At 66.3% G+C, this 19093-nt stretch carries 17 protein-coding genes; 15 read left to right on the top strand and 2 right to left on the bottom strand.

Annotation, left to right across the window (positions count from 1 at the left end; genetic code table 11):
- The 3 genes from Q0D45_RS14510 to Q0D45_RS14500 all read left to right on the top strand — a co-directional run.
- The coding region (locus Q0D45_RS14510; protein WP_293394070.1) for a hypothetical protein at positions 1-265 on the top strand (265 nt) is incomplete at its 5' end.
- A gap of 174 nt (positions 266-439) precedes the next feature.
- Entirely contained in the window at positions 440-1060 is a 621-nt protein-coding gene (locus tag Q0D45_RS14505; protein ID WP_293394066.1) for a TetR/AcrR family transcriptional regulator, read from the top strand.
- A 71-nt stretch (positions 1061-1131) separates the two neighbouring features.
- On the top strand, positions 1132-1560 hold the full coding sequence (locus Q0D45_RS14500) for a hypothetical protein (protein WP_293394064.1): 429 nt from the start codon (positions 1132-1134) through the stop codon (positions 1558-1560).
- 40 nt (positions 1561-1600) lie between these two features.
- Here the strand turns inward: Q0D45_RS14500 and Q0D45_RS14495 are convergent, their stop codons facing one another.
- Positions 1601-2779, bottom strand: a complete 1179-nt coding sequence (locus tag Q0D45_RS14495; RefSeq protein WP_293394062.1) for an acyl-CoA dehydrogenase — start codon at positions 2777-2779, stop codon at positions 1601-1603.
- Between the two features lie 45 nt (positions 2780-2824).
- Positions 2825-3325 (bottom strand): MaoC family dehydratase, encoded by a 501-nt coding sequence (locus Q0D45_RS14490; RefSeq protein WP_293394060.1) that lies wholly within the window; start codon positions 3323-3325, stop codon positions 2825-2827.
- Between the two features lie 266 nt (positions 3326-3591).
- Here Q0D45_RS14490 and Q0D45_RS14485 point away from each other — a divergent pair, with 266 nt between their 5' ends.
- From Q0D45_RS14485 to Q0D45_RS14430, 12 genes are all read left to right on the top strand, one after another.
- The gene (locus Q0D45_RS14485; protein ID WP_293394058.1) at positions 3592-4734 is read left to right on the top strand and encodes a DUF445 domain-containing protein; all 1143 of its coding nucleotides are present in this window, start codon (positions 3592-3594) and stop codon (positions 4732-4734) included.
- Between the two features lie 51 nt (positions 4735-4785).
- On the top strand, positions 4786-6621 hold the full coding sequence (locus Q0D45_RS14480; protein WP_293394056.1) for a 1-acyl-sn-glycerol-3-phosphate acyltransferase: 1836 nt from the start codon (positions 4786-4788) through the stop codon (positions 6619-6621).
- Positions 6618-8096 carry an HAD-IB family hydrolase gene (locus tag Q0D45_RS14475; protein ID WP_293394054.1) on the top strand — a complete coding sequence of 493 codons (1479 nt, stop codon included), beginning with the start codon at positions 6618-6620 and terminating at the stop codon, positions 8094-8096. Before Q0D45_RS14480 ends, Q0D45_RS14475 begins: the two co-directional genes overlap by 4 nt.
- The gene (locus Q0D45_RS14470) at positions 8093-9559 is read left to right on the top strand and encodes a wax ester/triacylglycerol synthase family O-acyltransferase (RefSeq protein WP_293394052.1); all 1467 of its coding nucleotides are present in this window, start codon (positions 8093-8095) and stop codon (positions 9557-9559) included. The genes Q0D45_RS14475 and Q0D45_RS14470 overlap by 4 nt, the downstream gene beginning before the upstream one ends.
- Before the next feature lie 176 nt (positions 9560-9735).
- A complete protein-coding gene (locus Q0D45_RS14465) occupies positions 9736-11199 on the top strand; it encodes a 3-oxoacyl-[acyl-carrier-protein] synthase III C-terminal domain-containing protein (protein WP_293394050.1) in 1464 nt (487 codons plus the stop codon).
- A gap of 1 nt (position 11200) precedes the next feature.
- Complete coding sequence (locus Q0D45_RS14460) at positions 11201-12406, top strand: acetyl-CoA acetyltransferase (protein ID WP_293394048.1); 1206 nt, start codon at positions 11201-11203, stop codon at positions 12404-12406.
- 34 nt (positions 12407-12440) lie between these two features.
- Positions 12441-13619, top strand: coding sequence for a hypothetical protein (locus tag Q0D45_RS14455; RefSeq protein ID WP_293394046.1), 1179 nt, complete (start codon positions 12441-12443; stop codon positions 13617-13619).
- Positions 13616-14032: a Zn-ribbon domain-containing OB-fold protein gene (locus Q0D45_RS14450; RefSeq protein WP_293394044.1), complete on the top strand. Its 417-nt coding sequence runs from the start codon at positions 13616-13618 to the stop codon at positions 14030-14032. Before Q0D45_RS14455 ends, Q0D45_RS14450 begins: the two co-directional genes overlap by 4 nt.
- Before the next feature lie 25 nt (positions 14033-14057).
- Entirely contained in the window at positions 14058-15200 is a 1143-nt protein-coding gene (locus Q0D45_RS14445; RefSeq protein WP_293394042.1) for an acyl-CoA dehydrogenase family protein, read from the top strand.
- Positions 15201-15205: 5 nt separating this feature from the next.
- Positions 15206-16990, top strand: coding sequence for an acyclic terpene utilization AtuA family protein (locus tag Q0D45_RS14440; RefSeq protein WP_293394040.1), 1785 nt, complete (start codon positions 15206-15208; stop codon positions 16988-16990).
- Positions 16987-18468: a biotin carboxylase N-terminal domain-containing protein gene (locus tag Q0D45_RS14435; RefSeq protein WP_293394038.1), complete on the top strand. Its 1482-nt coding sequence runs from the start codon at positions 16987-16989 to the stop codon at positions 18466-18468. Before Q0D45_RS14440 ends, Q0D45_RS14435 begins: the two co-directional genes overlap by 4 nt.
- 10 nt (positions 18469-18478) lie before the next feature.
- Entirely contained in the window at positions 18479-18985 is a 507-nt protein-coding gene (locus tag Q0D45_RS14430; RefSeq protein ID WP_293394036.1) for a biotin/lipoyl-containing protein, read from the top strand.
- Positions 18986-19093 lie beyond the last annotated feature (108 nt).

Here is a 19093-nt window from a genome sequence, read left to right as displayed (position 1 = left end):
GATGCTGGATTTTCCGATCTGCGATTCCGAACTCACGCCGGGTCAAACGGATCCCGATGCGTCGACTTGCGACAACGCAGGTAATGTCTGCTGCTTGGGATTGATGGGCACTGGCGCGCGGGTACTGGCGCGCGCGTCTGCATCGAATCCGCCTTGCGCCGCGACGATCGATGACGCAATGCGCCGTTCGTGGATGCGAACCAAAAGTTGGAATGACTCCACCATCTGCATCTCCTCCAGCACGCCCCGTCTGCGGGGTCTATGAGTTCCAACTACACTCCCTGTTGATATTTCTGTCAACAGTACGCCGACGGGCGGCAAGCTTCCGTGAATCAGACCCGCTTGCAGCGCAATGCCCGCGCCCAAGCAGATAGTAGCGGCGTGTCCTGCGGTGTGCCCAAATGGCCACCTTGCCCAAGTCACTGCTAACTTGCGCCCGATGAAGACCGCCCCCTCCAGGACACGCACCGCCGCAACCCCGCCGCGCAGCCGCATGGACCGCGACACGCGCAGGCGCCAACTGCTGGACTGCGCGATCGAGGCTTTCGCCGAGCGCGGCACCGCGCGCGCCGGCCACGCCGACATCGCGCGGCTCGCGCAGGTTTCGGTGGCCACCGCGTTCGAGTATTTCCCGACCCGCGAGCTTCTGCTCGACGCGGTGCTCGCGGATACCGAGCGTTTCCTGTTCGAGGTGATGGCGTGCGGAACGGCCGCCGGATCCGCAAGCGGCCGCGTACTGGAGATCTTCCACCTGTTCGCGAATTGCGTGGAGGATCAGCCGCACCACATGCGCGTCTGGCTGGACTGGAGCACGTCGATACGCGAGCACGTCTGGCCGCGGTACGTCGCGGTGCAGGAGCGCATCATCGAAATGTTCCGCCAGATGATCGACGAAGGCCGGTCGGCCGGAACGGTTCACGCAGTCGTCGTCCCCGAGGATGCAGCGCGCATCCTGGTCGGCCAGGCGCACATGATCGTGATGATGCGTTTCGCGCATGTCGAGGCTGAGCGGGTGAGCCGCTTCATCGACCACATGATCGACAACGCCCTTTCCCGCTGAGCGCTGCCACGCTCGGAGCTTTCTTGGCAGGCTGAATCGGGGCCTGCGGATTCTCTGATTAACCTCGTGGCTTGAGCCACGAGGACTTCAGCGAACTCCAGAAGGTGGGCGCCATCCGCGTCGACCCGGAACGGCTCACACCCGAAGAAGAGGAAGTCCTGCGCCAGTTCGCCACACTGCGCCACAGCGGCATGACCGCAGCCCGCGGCTTCTCGGCCCGCCACATCGAGATCGTGCAGGCGTCGGCCGATCTGCTGTTCGAGCAGGAACTGAAGCTGTTCAGCGAATTGCTGACCGACCTGCGCGATGACGAAATCCCGGTACTGATCGCACGCGCCATTCCCGCCATCAACCGGATCTTCGCCGTGTTCCACGAGCGCAAGCTGCGCGCCTTCGTCGCGAGGTACGCATCGCAGGCCGGCAAGCGCAAGACTGCCGGGAAACCGACCGAGGCCGGCGGCACCAAGTCCGGCAAGAAGCGCACGGGCAAAACGGCCTGAGGGTTCGGCTTGTCGGCGACCACGCGCCCTGCCGGCAATCTCAGGCTCCGAACGCTGCGATTCCGGTCTGCGCCCGGCCCAGTATCAGCGCGTGCACATCGTGCGTGCCTTCGTAGGTATTGACGGCTTCGAGATTCAGCACGTGGCGGATGACGTGGTACTCGTCCGAGATGCCGTTGCCGCCGTGCATGTCGCGCGCCATGCGGACGATGTCCAGCGCCTTGCCGCAGTTGTTGCGCTTAATCAGCGAGACCATTTCCGGCGCGGCCAGGCCTTCGTCCATCAGGCGCCCGACCCGCAGCGCGGCATGCAGACCCAGGCTGATCTCGGTCTGCATGTCGGCGAGTTTTTTCTGGATCAACTGATTGGCGGCCAAGGGCCGGCCGAACTGCTTGCGCGCCAGGGTGTAGTCGCGCGCCGCATGCCAGCAGAACTCGGCCGCCCCCATCGCGCCCCAGGCGATGCCATAGCGCGCCTTGTTGAGACAGCCGAACGGTCCCTTCAGCCCGCTGACATTCGGCAGCAGGTTTTCGGCCGGCACGAACACGCTGTCCATCACGATCTCGCCGGTGATCGAGGCCCGCAGGCTGAACTTGCCCTCGATCTTGGGTGCCGACAGACCCTTCATGCCCTTCTCGAGCACGAAGCCGCGAATCTGCCCGGCGTCATCCTTGGCCCACACCACAAAGACGTCGGCAATCGGCGAGTTGGTAATCCACATCTTGGCGCCGGTCAGCAGATAGCCGCCATCCGCCGCGCGGGCACGCGTGATCATGCTGCCGGGATCGGAACCGTGGTCGGGCTCGGTCAGGCCGAAGCAACCCACCCACTCGCCGCTGGCAAGCTTCGGCAGGTATTTCTGCTTCTGCGCCTCAGTGCCGTAGGCGTAGATCGGGTACATCACCAGCGAGGACTGCACGCTCATCGCCGAGCGGTAGCCGGAATCTACCCGCTCCACCTCGCGCGCGATCAGGCCGTAGGCGACGTGGCTTACGCCCGGGCAGCCGTAGCCGTGCAGCGACGCGCCGAGCAGGCCCAGGGCACCCATCTCTCTCATGATCCCGCGATCAAAATGCTCGTGACGATGCGCATCGCGCACGCCAGGCAGCAGACGTTCCTGGCAGTAGCTGCGCGTGGCCTCGCGCACCAGGCGCTCCTCATCGCTGAGTTGCGATTCCAGCAGCAGCGGGTCTTCCCACTGAAAAGCGGCTCGGGTCATGGCAGGTTGGTAGGGCTCAAGAAAAAATCAAGGTGGATGTGCGAATCAACCAACTGGGCGAGGCCGGCCGGTCTGCGGCTTCCTGCCGCGACGATAGACCAGCAAGGTTCGACGGAACGCAATCACCAGCACGCCGTCCTGGTTATGCCCTTCGGTGCGGACGGTGACGACGCCCACGTCCGGGCGCGAGCGCGACTCGCGGATCTCCAGCACTTCGGAACGCGAGTAGATCGTATCGCCCTCGAACACCGGTCTGGGCAGCCGCACCTCGTCCCAGCCCAGGTTCGCGAACACGTTCTGCGACACGTCGCTGACGCTCTGGCCAGTGACCAGCGCCAGGGTCAGGCAGGAGTTCACCAGCGGGCGCTTGAACTCGGTCTGCGCGGCGTAGTGCTGGTCGAAGTGCAGCGCTGCGGTGTTCTGCGTCATCAAGGTGAACCAGATGTTGTCGTTCTGCGTGAGCGTTCGGCCGAGCGCGTGCGGATAGACATCACCAACCTCGAAGTCCTCGAAATACCTGCCTTCCCAGCCCGCCTTCACTGCCATTGATGTGAGTCCTGAAATGTCGTTCTGGGATCGGTCCAGCGCATCGCGGCGAACGTGGATACAGTCTCTCCGCATAAGCTATTCTAACAAGTGTTTGACACTCGCGCGGACTCGTCGCGCATACGACCGTTCGGGGACATGGCTTGATGGACGCTTCCGCGCTGCAGGCGATCTTCGGCGACGTGCGCGCCAACTGGGTCCTGTACGCCTCGATGCCGCTGGTCGCGTCGGCCATCGGCTACGTGACCAAGGTCGCGGCGATCTAAATGATGTTTCTGCCGATTCAATTCGTCGGAATCCGGCCACCCTATCTGGGCTGGCAGGGCATCATCCCGCGCAATGCGGCACGCATGGCCTCGATCGCCTGCGACACCCTCACCACACGCCTGCTCAAGCCCGAGGAACTGTTCGACCGGCTCGATCCGATCCGCGTGGCCAGCGCCATCGATCGGCCCTTGCGGGCGGCAGTCGAGGAAATCGTTCACGAAGTGTTCGAACACTATTCGCCGGGCCTGTGGACCGCCGCTCCCACCGCGATGAAGCGCACCATGATCCGGCGCGTGCAGGACAAGTCGCCGCAGATGATCGAGGACATCATGTCGAAGATCCGCAGCGACCTGAACTCGGTGTTCGATCTCAAGGACATGGTGGTGAGCAATCTGGTGAAGGACAAGGCGCTGCTCAACCAGATGTTCCGCGAGCTGGGGCATGGCGAATTCCGCTTCATCAGCAATTCCGGCATCTACTTCGGCTTTCTCATCGGGTGCGTTCAGGCGCTGGCCTGGGCTCTGACGCACTCGATTCGGATCATGCCGCTGTTCGGCGGACTCACCGGCTGGCTTAGCGACTGGCTGGCGCTGAAGATGGTGTTCCGGCCCAAGGAGCCCACGCGCTACCTCGGGCTGTTCACCTGGCAGGGGCTGTTCATCAAGCGCCGCCAGCAGGTGGCCTCTGAGTACGGGCGGCTCATGGCGCAGCGCGTGCTCACGCCCAGCGCCATCATGGATTCGATCCTGCGCGGCCCGCTCTCCGACCGCCTGTACGCGATGATCCAGAACGAGGTCCGCGCCGCCATCGACGAGCAGGCTGGGTTCGCGCGGCCGCTGGTCGTGCTGTCGGTGGGTGGCGACAAGTACCTGGAGATGAAGCGCGTGGTCGCGGGCAAGATCGTGGAGCGCCTGCCCGAGGCCATGCGCCATGTCGAGACCTATGCCTTCGAGGCGCTCGACATCGAGAACACGCTCAAAACCAAGATGGCGCAACTCACTGTCGACGAATACGAGGGCCTGCTCCGCCCGGCCTTCCAGCAAGATGAGTGGATCCTGATCGCGGTGGGCGCCGCATTGGGCTTTCTGGTCGGCGAGATGCAGGTCCACGTGATGCTCGCGTTTGCCACAAATCCGCTGTAGAGCAGCATCATCGGGCAGGGCAGCAAGACCCCAGGCCCCAGGAGAATTCAGATGATTCCCGGTATTGCCCTGACACCGCTGGCCCTGCCCCTGCGCGCGCAAGAGGTCATGCGCGATCCAGGCGTCTGTGAACAGATCGAGCAACTCGCCACGCGTATGGATCGCCCGCTCGCCGAGGTACGCAAGGAGGCGGCTGAGGTGCTGCGCGGCATGGTGGCGGTGGACGCCCAGGGCTTCAACAAGGTATTCGATGAGGGCCTGGGGCCGCTCTATTCCGGTCAGTGCAACATCGTCGGCGACACCCCTGCACTGGCAGGGCTGCGCAAGCTCAACGAGCGGCACGCGCTGGTGTTCCTGCCTTCGCACCGCAGCTACGCCGATCCCTTCGTGCTCGGCAAGCTGCTGCGCGCCAATGGCTTCCCGCGCAACTTCGTGCCGGGCGGCGACAACATGGCGTTCTGGCCGATGGGCCCGATATCGCGCCGCAGCGGCGTCATCTTCATCCGCCGCGCCGGAAAATCCGACGAGGTCTACAAGGCCATGCTGCGCGCGTACTTCGGCTATCTGGTTGGACGACGCCAGAACCTGGAGTGGTACATGGAGGGTGGTCGAACGCGCTCCGGCAAGCTGCGTCCGCCCATGTACGGGCTGATGAGCTACCTGGTCGATGCGGTGGTCGATCGACGCGCCGAGGACGTGATCCTGGTGCCGGTGTCCATCACCTACGACCGCCTCAACGAGGTGCGCGCGATGGCGACCGAAGACGTCAAGGCCAGCAAGCCGCGCGAGGGCCTGCTGTGGATGGCGCGCTACATGGCGGCGCAGCGCCGCACCGCCGGCACCGTGTACGTCAACTTCGGCGAACCGCTGTCGCTGGCAGGCGCGCTGGCCAGGGATGGCGCCGACGGCAAGAGCGACAAGCTGATGGTGCAGAAGACCGCGTTCGAGATTTCCCAGCGCATCAACCGGGTCACGCCGGTCACCTCGCCGGCGCTGGTGACGCTCGCTTTGCTCGGCATCGGCGATCGCGCGCTAACCCTGGTGGAGGTCTACGACCTGGTTCGCCCCCTGCTGGAATATGCGCACCAGCGCAGCCTGCCTACTTCGCAGCTCGAACCGCTGCGCCACTACCACGGCGTGCTCGATGCACTCGACAACCTGGTCGAGATCGGCATCGTCAGCCGCTACGACGATGGCCTGGAACCGGTGTTCCGCATCGAGCCCGGCCAGCACTCGGTGGCCGCGTTCTACCGCAACAGCGCGGTGCACTGGTTCGTCAACCGCGCCATCGTCGAAATGGCGATATCGGCCGGCACCCAGATGGACGTGAGCAAGGAGACCTGGCGGGCCGCGATCGACGTCACCCTGGCCATCCGCGACCTCCTCAAGTTCGAATTCTTCTTCAGCGACAAGCACAGTTTCCGCGATGAGTTGCTCGCCGAGACCGAGCTGATCGGTGCCGACTGGCGCAAGGCCACTGTGGACAGGGAGGGCCGAAAAAACTATTTGGCCAAGGCTCCGTTTCTGGTCGCGCACCGCGTGCTGCCGCCCTTTCTGGAAGCCTATCAAATCGTCGCCACACGCCTGGCCAGCAAACCGACAGCACGCTTGCTGGACCGCAAGCAGCTCATCGACGAATGCATGACCGTGGGTCGCCAGCAGCTCCTGCAGCAGGTGGTACTGAACCCGGAGTGCCTGTCGCGCGAACTGTTCGGGAACGCCCTGCTGCTGGCCGACAACCGCGGCCTGCTCAAACCCGGCGGGCCGGAACTGGAGCAGAAGCGCAAGGACTTCGCGCGCGAATGCGCTGATGCGGTGGCCGCCGTGGCGGTGATCGGAGCACTGGATAGCGAACGTCGCGCAGCAGCCAAGGAGGCTCGCCGATGAGCTATCCCGCACTACAGCAGCATATCGCCGAGATTCTCTCCGGACCGCGCGGCGCGCGCGTCGCCGCGTTCTTCGATTACGACGGCACCCTGATCGACGGCTACTCGGTGATGGCCTATCTCGGCGAGCGCTTCCGCCAGCGCCGCATGGGGGCCGGCGAGATGCTGGAGATCGCGAGTTTCTCGATGCTGCGCGATCCCTCCGAGGCCGACTTCGAGGAACTGGTGCGCGCCGGTATGCGCCGCTGGGCCGGCAAGACCGAGGACGAGATGATCGCGCTGTGGCGTCGCCTGTTCCGCAGCCGCATCGCCTCCACCGTGTTTCCCGAATCCTGGGAACTGGTGCTGGCGCATCAGCGCATGGGCCACACCGTGGCGCTGGCGTCCTCGGCCACGCGCTACCAGGTGTTGCCGATGGCCGAGGAACTCGGCATCGATCATCTGCTCTGCACCACCGCCGAAGTGCGCGACGGGCAGCTCACCGGCGAGATCGCCGGCCGCACCGCCTGGGGCGAGGGCAAGGCCGAGGTCGTGCGCCGCTTTGCGCAGTCCCGGCGCATCGACCTGACGCGCAGCCACGGTTACGCCAACGGCCGCGAGGACATCGCGTTTCTGAATACGGTGGGCAAACCCCTGGCGATCAACCCGGCCGAGGCCCTCGCGCAGCATGCGCGGCGGCAATCCTGGCCGGTGCTGCAATTCGAGCAGCGCCGCAAGGTCAGCCCGCAATCCAGGGCGCGCACCGTCGCGGCCTATTCCTGGATGGCGGCGACCCTGGCCGGCGGCATGGCCTTCGAGGCCTTGGGCGGGCCGCGGCGGCGCGCGGTGGAACTGATCGGCAACGTCGCGAGCGACGTGGGCCTGGCGATCGCCGGAATCGACGTACGCATCCAGGGTGAGCACAACCTGTGGGCGCGGCGGCCGGCGGTGTTCCTGATCAATCACCAGAGCGGCCTGGACCTGATTGTCGGCGCCAAGATTTTCCGCCGTGACTTCACCGGCGTGGCCAAGAAAGAGGCCGCCAAGGCCATCGGCTTCGGCAAGTTCATGCAGATGGCCGACATCGCCTTCATCGACCGCGCCAATTCCAGTGCCGCACGCCAGGCGCTGGGCCCGGTGCAGGAGAAACTCGCCAAGGGCCTGTCGGTGGTGATCGCACCCGAGGGCACGCGCTCGTACACGCCGCGGCTCGGCGCATTCAAGAAAGGCGCCTTCCACATCGCCATGCAGGCCGGCGTGCCGGTGATCCCGGTGGTAATCCGCAATGCCGGCGCGATGATGTGGCGCGACACCCTGTGGATGCGTCCCGGCACCGTCGATGTGGCGGTGCTCCCGCCGGTCGAAACCGAAGGCTGGACCCTGGCCTCGCTCGATTCCCATATTGCCGAAATCCGGCAGCAATTCCTGGACACCCTGGCCCGTTGGCCGGACCCCAGCCCCAAACCGCGCCCGGCGCGGAAGGAGAAGAAGTCATGAGCGACACCCGCGCATTCACCTCCGCCGACCTGCACGAACTCGAGGACTGGGGCGGCGGACCGGAGATGAGTCACTTCGAAGGCGTGATGTGGCGCCTGGACGCCAACCCCCGCATGCGTTCGACCATGACCGCAGTGGAGATCCTCGACCACGCGCCGGACTGGCAGCGCCTGCGCGCCGCGCACGAGCGCCTCACGGTGGCGATTCCGCGCTTCAAGCAGCGCGTGGTGGAACCGCTGTTCGGTCTGGGCACGCCGCACTGGGTGGATGACCCGGACTTTTCGCTCGACTACCACCTGCGCCGCCTGCGCGTGCCGGAACCGGCCACGCCGCGGCAGTTGCTGGAGCAGGCACAGTGGATCGCGATGACGCCTTTCGACCGTGCGCGGCCGCCCTGGGAGGTGATCCTGATCGAGGGCCTGGCCGATGGCCGAGCCGCCTATGTGCTGAAACTGCACCACGCCCTGACCGACGGCCACGGCATGATGCAGTTGCTGTCGCAGGCGCACAGCCGCAGCGCCGAACCGGGTGCGCGGGTGGAACGTCCGGCACCCGCGCCCGCTGCACCGCTGCCTTCGTCCGGCGCCGTGCTGGGACGGCAGTTGCGCGCCGGCCTGTCGCGCCTGCCCGGGCAGACCCGCAATCTCGTCGCCGACCTGGCGCAGGGCCTGCAACGCAAGGACGCCGCGCAGGACGCGCTGCGCTATGCCCGCTCCGCGGCGCGCATCCTCGGCCGCAAGCCGGCGCCGAAGTCGCCGCTGCTCGCCGGTCGTAGCCTGGCCTGGCATTTCGACGCGCTGGATTTTCCGCTCGCCGAATTCAAGGCCGCCGCCAAGCGTGCCGGCGCCAGCCTCAACGACGCCTACATCGCCGGCCTCGCTGGCGGCTTCCGGCGCTATCACGAGCAGCTCGGCCAGCCGATCGCCAAGCTGCCTATCGTGTTCCCGGTCAGCGTGCGCACGGCGGCCGATGGCCTCGGCGGCAACCGCTTCGTCGGTGGCCAGTTCGACGCGCCGCTGGATGAACCCGATCCGATCGCCTGCATGAAGAAGGTCGGTGCCTTCGTGGAAAAGCTGCGCGAGGAACCGGCGCTCGACGTGCTGCTGCGCGTGATGCCCGTGGTCGGCCGCCTGCCTACGCCGGTGCTGACCAAGATGATGTCCGGAGTCACCGCCGCACAGGACGTGCAGGCCAGCAACGTGCCAGGTCTGCGCCGTCCGGTGTACATCGCCGGCGCGCGCGTCACGCACTTCTTCGGCTTCGGTCCCCTGCCCGGCTGCGCCGCCATGTTCGCGATGCTGTCGCACGACCAGCGCTGCTGCATCGGCATCAACACCGACGCCGCTGCGGTGCGCGAGCCGGACCGTCTGGTGGAATGCCTGCGACTGAGCTTCGACGAGATCATCGGCGTTCCGGGGATCACGGAGGTCTTCGCTGGGCCAGGCACGCCCTCAGCAACCTGATCGACCGGATTTGCGGGCAGCGCTGACGCCGTACGGAGCCCTCGCGCCGGGAGATGAAGGTTCGTGAACAGCGCTCCATAATCTAACATTCGTTTGTTAGACTGATGACCGGCCATCCGGACCCGATGCGGCGTGCGGACGGCCACCGCGAACCATCCCCTGATCGAGGAGCAAGCATGATCGGCATCACCTCCTACGGCGCTTATGTGCCGAGGCTGCGCCTCAGCCGCGCCGCAGCGGCACAGGCCAACGCCTGGGCCAATCCCGGCCTGCTCGCCCAGGCGCGCGGCGAGCGCTCGATGGCCAACTGGGACGAGGACAGCCTGACGATGGCGGTGGAAGCCGCGCGCGACGCGCTGGCCGGCCGCAGCACGGACGGCATTGGTGCCATCTACTTCGGCTCCAGCACGCATCCGTTCGCCGACCGCCAGAACGCGGGTCTGGTCGCCGCAGCGCTGGACCTGCCGGAATCGATCGGCTCCTGCGACCTCAGCGGCGCGCAGAAGGCTGGCACCGCGGCCCTGATCGCCGCGCTCGACCGCGTCGCCGCCGGAGGTGCGGGCGAGGCGCTCGTGGTGGTCGGCGAACATCGCCGAGCGCGTCCCGGCAGCGCGCAGGAGCTGCAGTACGGCGATGCCGCCGCAGCGTTCACGATCGGTGGTTCTGCGGTGATTGCGGAATTCCTCGGCGGCCACAGCGTGTCGGTGGATTTCGTCGATCATTACCGCGGCACCGGACAGGAATTCGACTACATCTGGGAGGAGCGCTGGCTGCGCGACGAGGCCTTCCAGAAGTGGGTGCCGGCGGCAGTGAACGCCGCGCTGGAAAAACTGGGGATCGACCCGGGCGCGATCGATCACTTCGTGCTGGCCGAGCCGGTCGCGAAACTCTCGGCGCTGGTCGCCAAGCGTTGCGGGATCGCCGAGACCGTGATCGCTGACAGCCTGCTCGGCGTGGTCGGCCATGCCGGTGCGGCGCACGCCCCGCTGATGCTGGCCTCGGTGCTGCAGAAGGCGCAGCCCGGACAGACCATCGTGGTCGTCGGCTTCGGCCAGGGTTGCGATGTGCTCGCCTTTCGCACGACTGCGACGCTGGGCGAACTGCCCACGCGTAGCGGCGTGGCTGGCAGTCTCAAGCGGCGCAAGGAAGAAAGGAATTACCCGAAGTTCCTGTCCTTCAACGAGACCGTTTCGCTGGAAAAGGGTCTGCGCGGCGAAGCCAATCCGCAGACCGCACTGTCGGCGATGTACCGCAACCGCCGCATGCTGTTCGGCCTGGTCGGCGGCAGTTGCACGAAGTGCGGTACCGCGCAGTTCCCGCCGGCCGACATCTGCGTCAATCCGTCCTGCCATCACCAGGGGCCGATGCAGCCTTATCGCTTCGCCGACGAAGCGGCGCAGATCAAGACCTGGTCGGCGGACTGGCTGACCTACACGCCGGACCCGCCCGCGCACTACGGCATGGTCGAGTTCCAGCGCGGCGGGCGCTTCGTCGCCGACATCACCGACTGGGATCTCGGCAAGGTCGAGGTTGGTCAGCCGGTCCGCATGGTGTTCCGCGTGCGCGGGCGCGATGCGCAACGCGGCATGGTGCGTTACTTCTGGAAAGCCGCGCCGCTGGCCGGCGCCGGGGAGAATTGAGATGAGCAGTGGCATCCGCGACAAGGTGGCGATCCTGGGCATGGGCTGCTCGCGTTTCGGCGAGCGCTGGGACATGGGCGCGGAGGAACTGATGGTGGAGTCCTTCACCGAAGCACTCGGCGATGCCGGCATCGACCGCAAGCAGATCCAGGCGGCGTGGCTGGGCTCGTGCATGGATGAGGTCAACGTCGGCAAGTCGGCACTGCCGGCTTCGATCGCCCTGCGCCTGAACAACATTCCTGTCACGCGCGTCGAGAACTACTGCGCCACCGGCACCGAGGCCTTTCGCGGTGCGGTGTACGCGGTTGCGTCCGGCGCCTGCGACATCGCGCTCGCCATCGGCGTGGAGAAACTCAAGGACACCGGCTACGGCGGACTGCCAGGTCTGGACGGCGGCTCGCTGCCGCCCCTGTGGTGGCCGAACCTGTCGGCGCCAGGCGTGTTCGCACAGGTCGCGAGCGCCTACATGAGTCGCTACAAGGTGCCGCGCGATGTGCTCAAGCGCGCACTGGCCGAAATCTCGGCCAAGAGCCACGCCAACGGCGCGAAGAATCCCAAGGCGCACCTGCGCAATCCGGTGAGCTGCGACACCATCATGGCTTCGCCGATGATCGCCGAGCCGCTGGGCCTGTTCGACTGCTGCGGTGTGTCCGACGGCTCGGCCGCAGCCATCGTCACCACGCCGGAAATCGCCAAGTCGCTGGGCAAGCATCCGGACCAGATGGTCACCGTCAAGGCGCTGCAGCTCGCGCTGTCGAACGGCTCCGAAGGCGGCTACAACGACTGGGACGGCTCCTACATCCACACCACGCGCGTCGCCGCGCAGCGCGCCTATGCCGAGGCGGGCATCAAGAAACCGCGCGATGAAATCTCGATGTTCGAGGTTCACGACTGTTTCTCGATTACCGAGCTGGTGACGATGGAAGACCTCGCGCTGTCCTCCGACGGCGGCGCGATCAAGGACGTGATGGACGGCTTCTACAGCGCGGACGGCAAGATTCCCTGCCAGATCGACGGCGGCCTCAAATGCTTCGGCCATCCCATCGGCGCCTCCGGCATCCGCATGGTCTACGAGATGTACCTGCAACTGCTCGGCCGTGCCGGCGAGCGCCAGCTCAAGAACCCGCGTTACGGCCTGACCCACAACCTGGGCGGCTTCCCACACCAGAACGTGGTCGGCATCTCCATCGTAGGCCGCTACCAATGACTTCGATCCTTCAACAACACCGGAAGCCCTGCGCATGAAACCACTCGCGGCCATCGTCGCCGTATCCGAGATGAAACCCGGACGCTACCCCCAGTACAACGGCATGGAGATGTACCGGCAGGTCATCGCGCAGTTCCTTCGCGAATGGCCGGCGCTGAGGCCCACGGACATCAGCGGGCTGCTGTCGGCGCCGGCCGGCATGGCCTCGGCCGACGGCACCGACGTGTTCGCGCACGAAAAAATCTCCGAGGAACTCGGCATCGAGCCGAGCTTCAGCGAGACCATCAATGCCGGCGGCTGCACCTACGCGCTGATGCTGGTGCGCGCCTCGCTGGCCATCGAGCGCGGACTCTGCGACTCGGTGCTGTGCCTGGGCGCGGGGCGCTTTCCGAACGTCGGCAGCGGTATGGCCGAGATGATGAGCAAGCTCATCAGCCATCCGGAATTTGAATATCCCTACGGCACCTACATCCCGCCGATTTTCGCGCTCAACGCCACGCGCCACATGCACGAGTTCGGCACCACGCGCGAGCAGCTCGCGCAGGTCGCGGTATCGCAGCGCGAGTGGTCGCTGCTGCATCCGGATGCGCTGATGGCGCCGCAGGGGCGGCTCAGCATCGACAAGGTGCTGTCCTCGCGCCCGATCGCCTATCCGTTCAATCTGCTCGACTGCTCGGTGCCCAGCGAAGGCGGGTCGGCGGTGCTGGTGGTGTCCCCGAAGATCGCGAAACGCTACGCGAAAAAGCCCTGTTACCTGTTTGGCTTTGGCGAGAAACACACGCATTCCAGCATCAGCCAGGCGCATGACCTGACCACGCTCGGCTCCAGGGAAACGTCGGCACAGGCCTACCGCATGGCCGGCGTGGGTCCGGGGGACATGGACTTCGCGCAGCTCTACGACTCGTTCAGCATCAACCCGATCATCTATGCCGAAGACCTCGGCCTCTGCCCCAAGGGCAAGGGGGGCGCGTTCTTCGCTGGTGGCCGCACCGCGCCAGGCGGTGAATTCCCGGTCAACACCTATGGCGGACTGATGTCCTTCGGTCACGTGGGCGACGCTTCCGGCCAGACCATGATCGTCGAGGCCGCGCGCCAGATCATGGGCATCGCCGGTGGCGAACGTCAGCTGAAGAAAGCCGATCTCGGCGTCGTCCACTGCTACGGCGGAATGATGTCGGAACACGCCACCCTCGTCCTCGGGAGCCAAGCATGAGCAACGTTCCGGTCAATCCCAAACCCGTCCCCGAAATCAACGCGCACAGCAAGCCTTACTGGGATGGCGCCCAGCGCGGCGAACTGATGATCCAGCGCTGCCGCGGCACCGGCAAGGCGTTCACCTACGCGCGATGCTGGAGTCCCTACGATTTCTCGCCCGACCCGGCCTGGGAAAAAGCCAGCGGTCGCGGCACGGTGTTCAGCTACACCATCGTCTACCAGCCGCCCTACGCCGCCTTCAAAGCCGACTGCCCGTTCGTGATGGCCATCATCCAGCTCGACGAGGGGCCGCAGATGATGAGCAACATTCTCCACTGCGATCCCGAATCGGTGCGCATCGGCATGAAGGTGAAGCTCTGCTTCGAGACCCGCAGCGGCGGCTTCAAGATTCCGCAGTTCGAACCGGCCTGATGTCCCGATCCAGCAGGAGTACCCCATGAGCGAAGAATCCGTCGCCGCCGTCCGCGAAGCCGCCGAGGGCCTCACCCGCGGCATCTCGCGCGAATACTGGTTGCAGTGCGCCAAGGAAAAGAAGTTCCCTACCAAGCTGTGGGACGCGATGGCGGAAACCGGCCTGCTCGGCCTGACCGTGCCCGAAGAGTACGGCGGCAGCGGCGGCGGTCTGTCGGAACTGATGGTGCTCAACGAGATCACCGGCCGCGCCGGCATCATCTCGCTGTTCTTCGTGCTCGGCAGCTTCGCGCGCATGCCGATCATCAAGCACGGCACACCGGCGCAGATCGCCAAGTTCGTCACGCCGACCGCCACCGGCGAGGGCAGGATGTGCTTCGGCGTCACCGAACCCGATGCCGGCACCAACACTTTCCGCCTGCAGACCACGGCGACCAAGAACAGCTGCGGCTGGCTGGTCAACGGCTCCAAGGTATTCATCACCGGCGCGAAGGAATCGACGTCGATGCTGCTGATCGCGCGCACTTCGGCCTTCGATGCGGCCAAGCCGCGCGCCGGGCTGTCGCTGTTCATTCTCGAATCGCACACGCCGGGCATCGAGTTCCAGCGCCTGAACATCGACGTGCTCGGCGAGAGCCAGTACCTGGTGTTCTTCAAGGATGCGCAGCTTCCCCAGGAAGCGCTGATCGGCGAAGAAGGCAAGGGCATGAAGTACCTGTTCGACGGCCTCAACACTGAACGCCTGGTGCTGGCCTCGATGGCAGTGGGCCTGGGCAACCGCGCGCTGGACAAGGCGGTGGCGTATTCGAAAGAGCGCTCGCCCTTCGGCGAGCCGATCGGCAGCTACCAGGGCCTGCAACATCCGATGGCGCGCGCCAAGGCTCATCTCGAAGCCTCGCGCCTGGTCATGCAGGAAGCGGCGCGTACCTTTGACCGTGGCGAGGATGCCGGCCCGCTGTCCAACATGGCCAAGCTGCTCACCTCCGAAGCCTGCGACGAAGCGGTGGACATCGCGCTGCAGGTCCATGGTGGCTACGGCTTCGACCAGGATTACGACGTCGTCACCTTGTGGCCGTTCGCACGCCTGATGCGCGTGGCGCCGGTCAACAACGAGATGATCCTGAACTACATCGGCGAGCACGTGCTCGGCCTGCCACGCTCGTACTGATCACGATGAACAAGAAAACGCTCCGCATCGGCTGCGCCTCGGGCTTCTGGGGTGACACCGAGTACGCCGCCGCACAACTCGTGCGCCAGGGCAACATCGACGTGCTGGTCTTCGACTACCTGGCCGAAGTCACCATGTCGCTGCTGATCCGCGTCAAGGCCAAGGACCCGAACGCCGGCTTTGCGCCGGACTTCGTGACCACGCTCAAACCGCTGCTCAAGGAGATCAAGGCGCGCGGCATCAAGGTGGTGAGCAATGCCGGCGGCATGAATCCCTCGGCCTGCCGCGAGGCGCTGGCCAGGGCGGCGCAGGCCGAGGGCGTGGAACTCAAGATCGCCGCAGTGCTGGGCGACGACCTGATGCCGCAGACGGAGAGCGCCCGTAGCGAGGGCATGCGCGAGATGTTCTCCGGCCAGGTGATGCCGGCGAAGTTGATGAGCGCCAACGCCTACCTCGGCGCCTTCCCCATCGCGGCCGCGCTGGAAGCCGGGGCCGACATCGTGGTGACTGGCCGCTGCGTGGACAGCGCGGTGGTGCTCGGCCCGTTGATTCAGGCCTTCGGCTGGAAGGCGGACGATTACGATCAACTCGCCCAGGGCAGTCTGGCCGGCCACATCATCGAATGCGGCACGCAGTGCACCGGCGGCAACTACACCGACTGGCATCGGGTGGAAGGCTGGGACGACATGGGCTTTCCCATTGCGGACTGCGCGCCCGATGGCAGCTTCGTGATCGAAAAGCCCGAGAACACCGGCGGACTGATCGTGCCGTCCACGGTGGGCGAGCAGATGCTCTACGAGATCGGCGATCCGCGCGCCTACCTGCTGCCCGACGTGAACTGCGACTTCACCCGGGTGAAACTCGAACAGGCCGGCAATCAGCGCGTACGCGTATCGGGTGCCAGGGGCAGCGCGCCCACACCACACTGCAAGGTCAGCGCGACCTATCTCGACGGCTTCCGTGCCACCGCCCTGTTCATGATCGGCGGCATCGACGCCTCCACCAAGGGACAGCGCACCGCCGAGGCGCTGATCGCGCGCTGCCGGCGCCTGTTCATCGAGCGCAGCCTGGGAGATTTCACCGAAACGAGCATCGAGGTGCTCGGTGCCGAAGCGACCTATGGCCCGCACGCGCGCGTGCAGCCACGCGAGGTGATGGTGAAGATCGGCACGCGCCACCCGAACAAGGACGCGCTGGACATCTTTTCGCGCGAGATGGCGCCGTTGGCGCTCGCCACCTCGCCCGGCATCACCGGCTTCCTCGGCGGCCGTCCCAAGGTGCAGCCGGTGGTGCGCCTGTTCTCCTACCTCTGGCCCAAGTCGCGCATCCCGGTGTGCCTGGAACTGGACGGCCAGGACGTCCCCTGTCCGCAGATGAGCGGCCTGCCCTTCGATCCCGCAACGCTTGCCGAGGTCGGAGGACCGCTGCCGGCGGCCGATGCGTTCGCCCAAGGCACGCGCCTGGTGCCGCTGGTGCAGCTCGCTTACGGCCGCAGCGGCGACAAGGGCGACTCCGCGAACATCGGCATCCTCGCCCGCAAGGCCGAATACCTGCCCTTCATCCGCGCGGCGCTCAGCGCCGAGGCCGTCGCGAAGTGGTTTGCGCACCGCGCCGAGGGCCCCGTGCGTCGCTGGGACATGCCCGGCGTCCTGGGCCTCAATTTCCTGCTGGAAAAAGCGCTCGGTGGCGGTGGCATGGCCTCGATCCGCATCGATCCGCAGGGCAAGGCCTACGCGCAGATGCTGCTCGACTTTCCCGTTCCCGTACCCGCCGGGTTGAAGACTGAATGACCCCACAACCGATAAGACGACTGCTGGTCGCCAACCGCGGCGAGATCGCCGCGCGCATCCTGCGCACGGCGCGCGCGCGGGGCATCGTAACGGCCATCGTGCGTCACCCGGACGAGGAAGGCGGCCTCGCGCCGCGCCTGGCCGACGACTGCCTGACGATCAACGGCCCGACACCGGTGGCGGCGTATCTCGACGTGGCCGAGATCGTGCGCGTGGCGCGCGAATGGGGCGCGGACGCGGTGCATCCGGGCTACGGTTTCCTGTCCGAAAACGCTCGCCTGGCGCGGGCTCTGGCCGAGGCCGGCATCCGCTTCGTCGGGCCCACGCCCGAAGTCATCGAGCTGATGGGCGACAAGATCCGCGCGCGCAATTTCGTCGTCGAGCGCGGCTTCCCGGTCGCGCCCAGCGCCATCGAGGCGGACGACCCGGCCACGTTCGCCACCCGTGCGCTCGCCGTCGGGCTGCCCATCCTCATCAAGCCCGCGGCAGGCGGCGGCGGCAAGGGCATGCGCATCGTGCGCGACGCGGCTGTGCTCGAAACCGAACTCGCCACCGCGCGCCGCGAGGGCGAGCGCTATTTCGGCGACGGCCGCCTGTTCGTCGAGCGTTACGTCGAGCGCCCGCGGCACATCGAGGTGCAGGTGTTCGGCGACAGCCACGGCAATGTCGTGCACTTCGGCGAGCGCGAGTGCTCGGTACAGCGGCGCTTCCAGAAGATCATCGAGGAAACGCCCTCGCCGGTGCTGACGCCGGAAAAGCGCGTCGCCATCTGCGAGGCCGCGGCCGGCATCGCGCGCGCGGCGGGCTACGTCGGCGCCGGCACGGTGGAGTTCATCTACGGTGCCGGCAGCGAGTTCTATTTCCTGGAAATGAATACGCGCCTGCAGGTCGAGCACCCGGTCACCGAGATGGTCACGGGCTTCGATCTGGTAGCCGAGCAGTTGCGCATCTGCGAGGGCGAACCACTCGGCTACCAGCAGTCCGGGATCACCACGCAAGGTCATTCCATCGAACTGCGCATCTGCGCGGAAGACCCCTCACAGGGCTTCGTGCCCGCCACCGGAACGATCCACCTGCTGCGCGAGGCCAGCGGCCCCGGCGTGCGAGTGGACAGTGGCGTGCATGAGGGGCAGCACGTGGGTTCGGACTTCGACCCGTTGCTGTCCAAGCTGATCGTCCACGGCCGCGATCGGCGCGAGGCCATCGCGCGCGCGCGACAGGCCTTGCGCGACACGGCCCTGCTCGGCGTGACCACCAACACGGCCTACCTGGATCGCGTGCTGGCACACCCGCTGTTCGCGGCCGGCGACTACAGCACCGCGTTTCTCGACGAGCAGTCCGCCGTGCTGTCGGGCAAGGACGAGGTCCTGCCCCTGGACCTGCTGCTGGCCGCTGCTGCGCTGAGCGACCGCCAACTGGTCGACGCCGCCTCGTCGGTGCCAGCGATCTACGCCGCAATGGGCGGCTGGCGCAACTGAAGAATCGACCATGAAAAAAATTGTCGTCATCGACGGCCAACCCCACCACTGCGCGCTGATGCGCGCGCCGGCCGGCCTGCGCCTGCAATCGGGCGAACGCAACTTCGACTGCTCGCTCGACGCGCTCGGCGAAGGGCGCCATCGCCTGCGCGCGGGCGATGCGCGTCGAGAAGTGCTGATTGCTCAGTACGGCGACCAGGTCTGGGTGCATCTGAACGGTCGCACGCACGCCATCCAGCGCATCAACCCGCTCGATGCGCTCGCCGCCAGCGGACGCGGCGGCACCGACAGCGCGCTGTCCCCCATGCCCGGCACCATCCTTACCGTGCAGGTGAAGGCCGGCGAGACGGTGAAATCCGGCCAGGTGCTACTGACCATGGAAAGCATGAAACTCGAGGTGACCATCACCGCGCCGCATGACGGCGAGATCGCCGAGGTGCTGTGTGCGCCCGGACAGAGCGTGCCGGTCAAGGCCACGCTGGTGCGCTTCGCGGCAAAAGCGGAGGCCACGCCATGATGCGGCGCATCGAAACGCGGGTATCGCCCGCATCGGCCGCGTTCCGTGCCAACAGCGCGGCGATGCAGCGCATCTGCGGTGACTTCAAGGCGCTGCAGGAGCGCGTCC

Origin of the sequence: Nevskia sp., assembly GCF_023266035.1 — a bacterium.
GTDB lineage: Bacteria > Pseudomonadota > Gammaproteobacteria > Nevskiales > Nevskiaceae > Nevskia.
The sequence above is the reverse complement of the archived record's forward strand: the minus strand, read 5'-3'. Positions and strand labels throughout refer to the sequence as shown.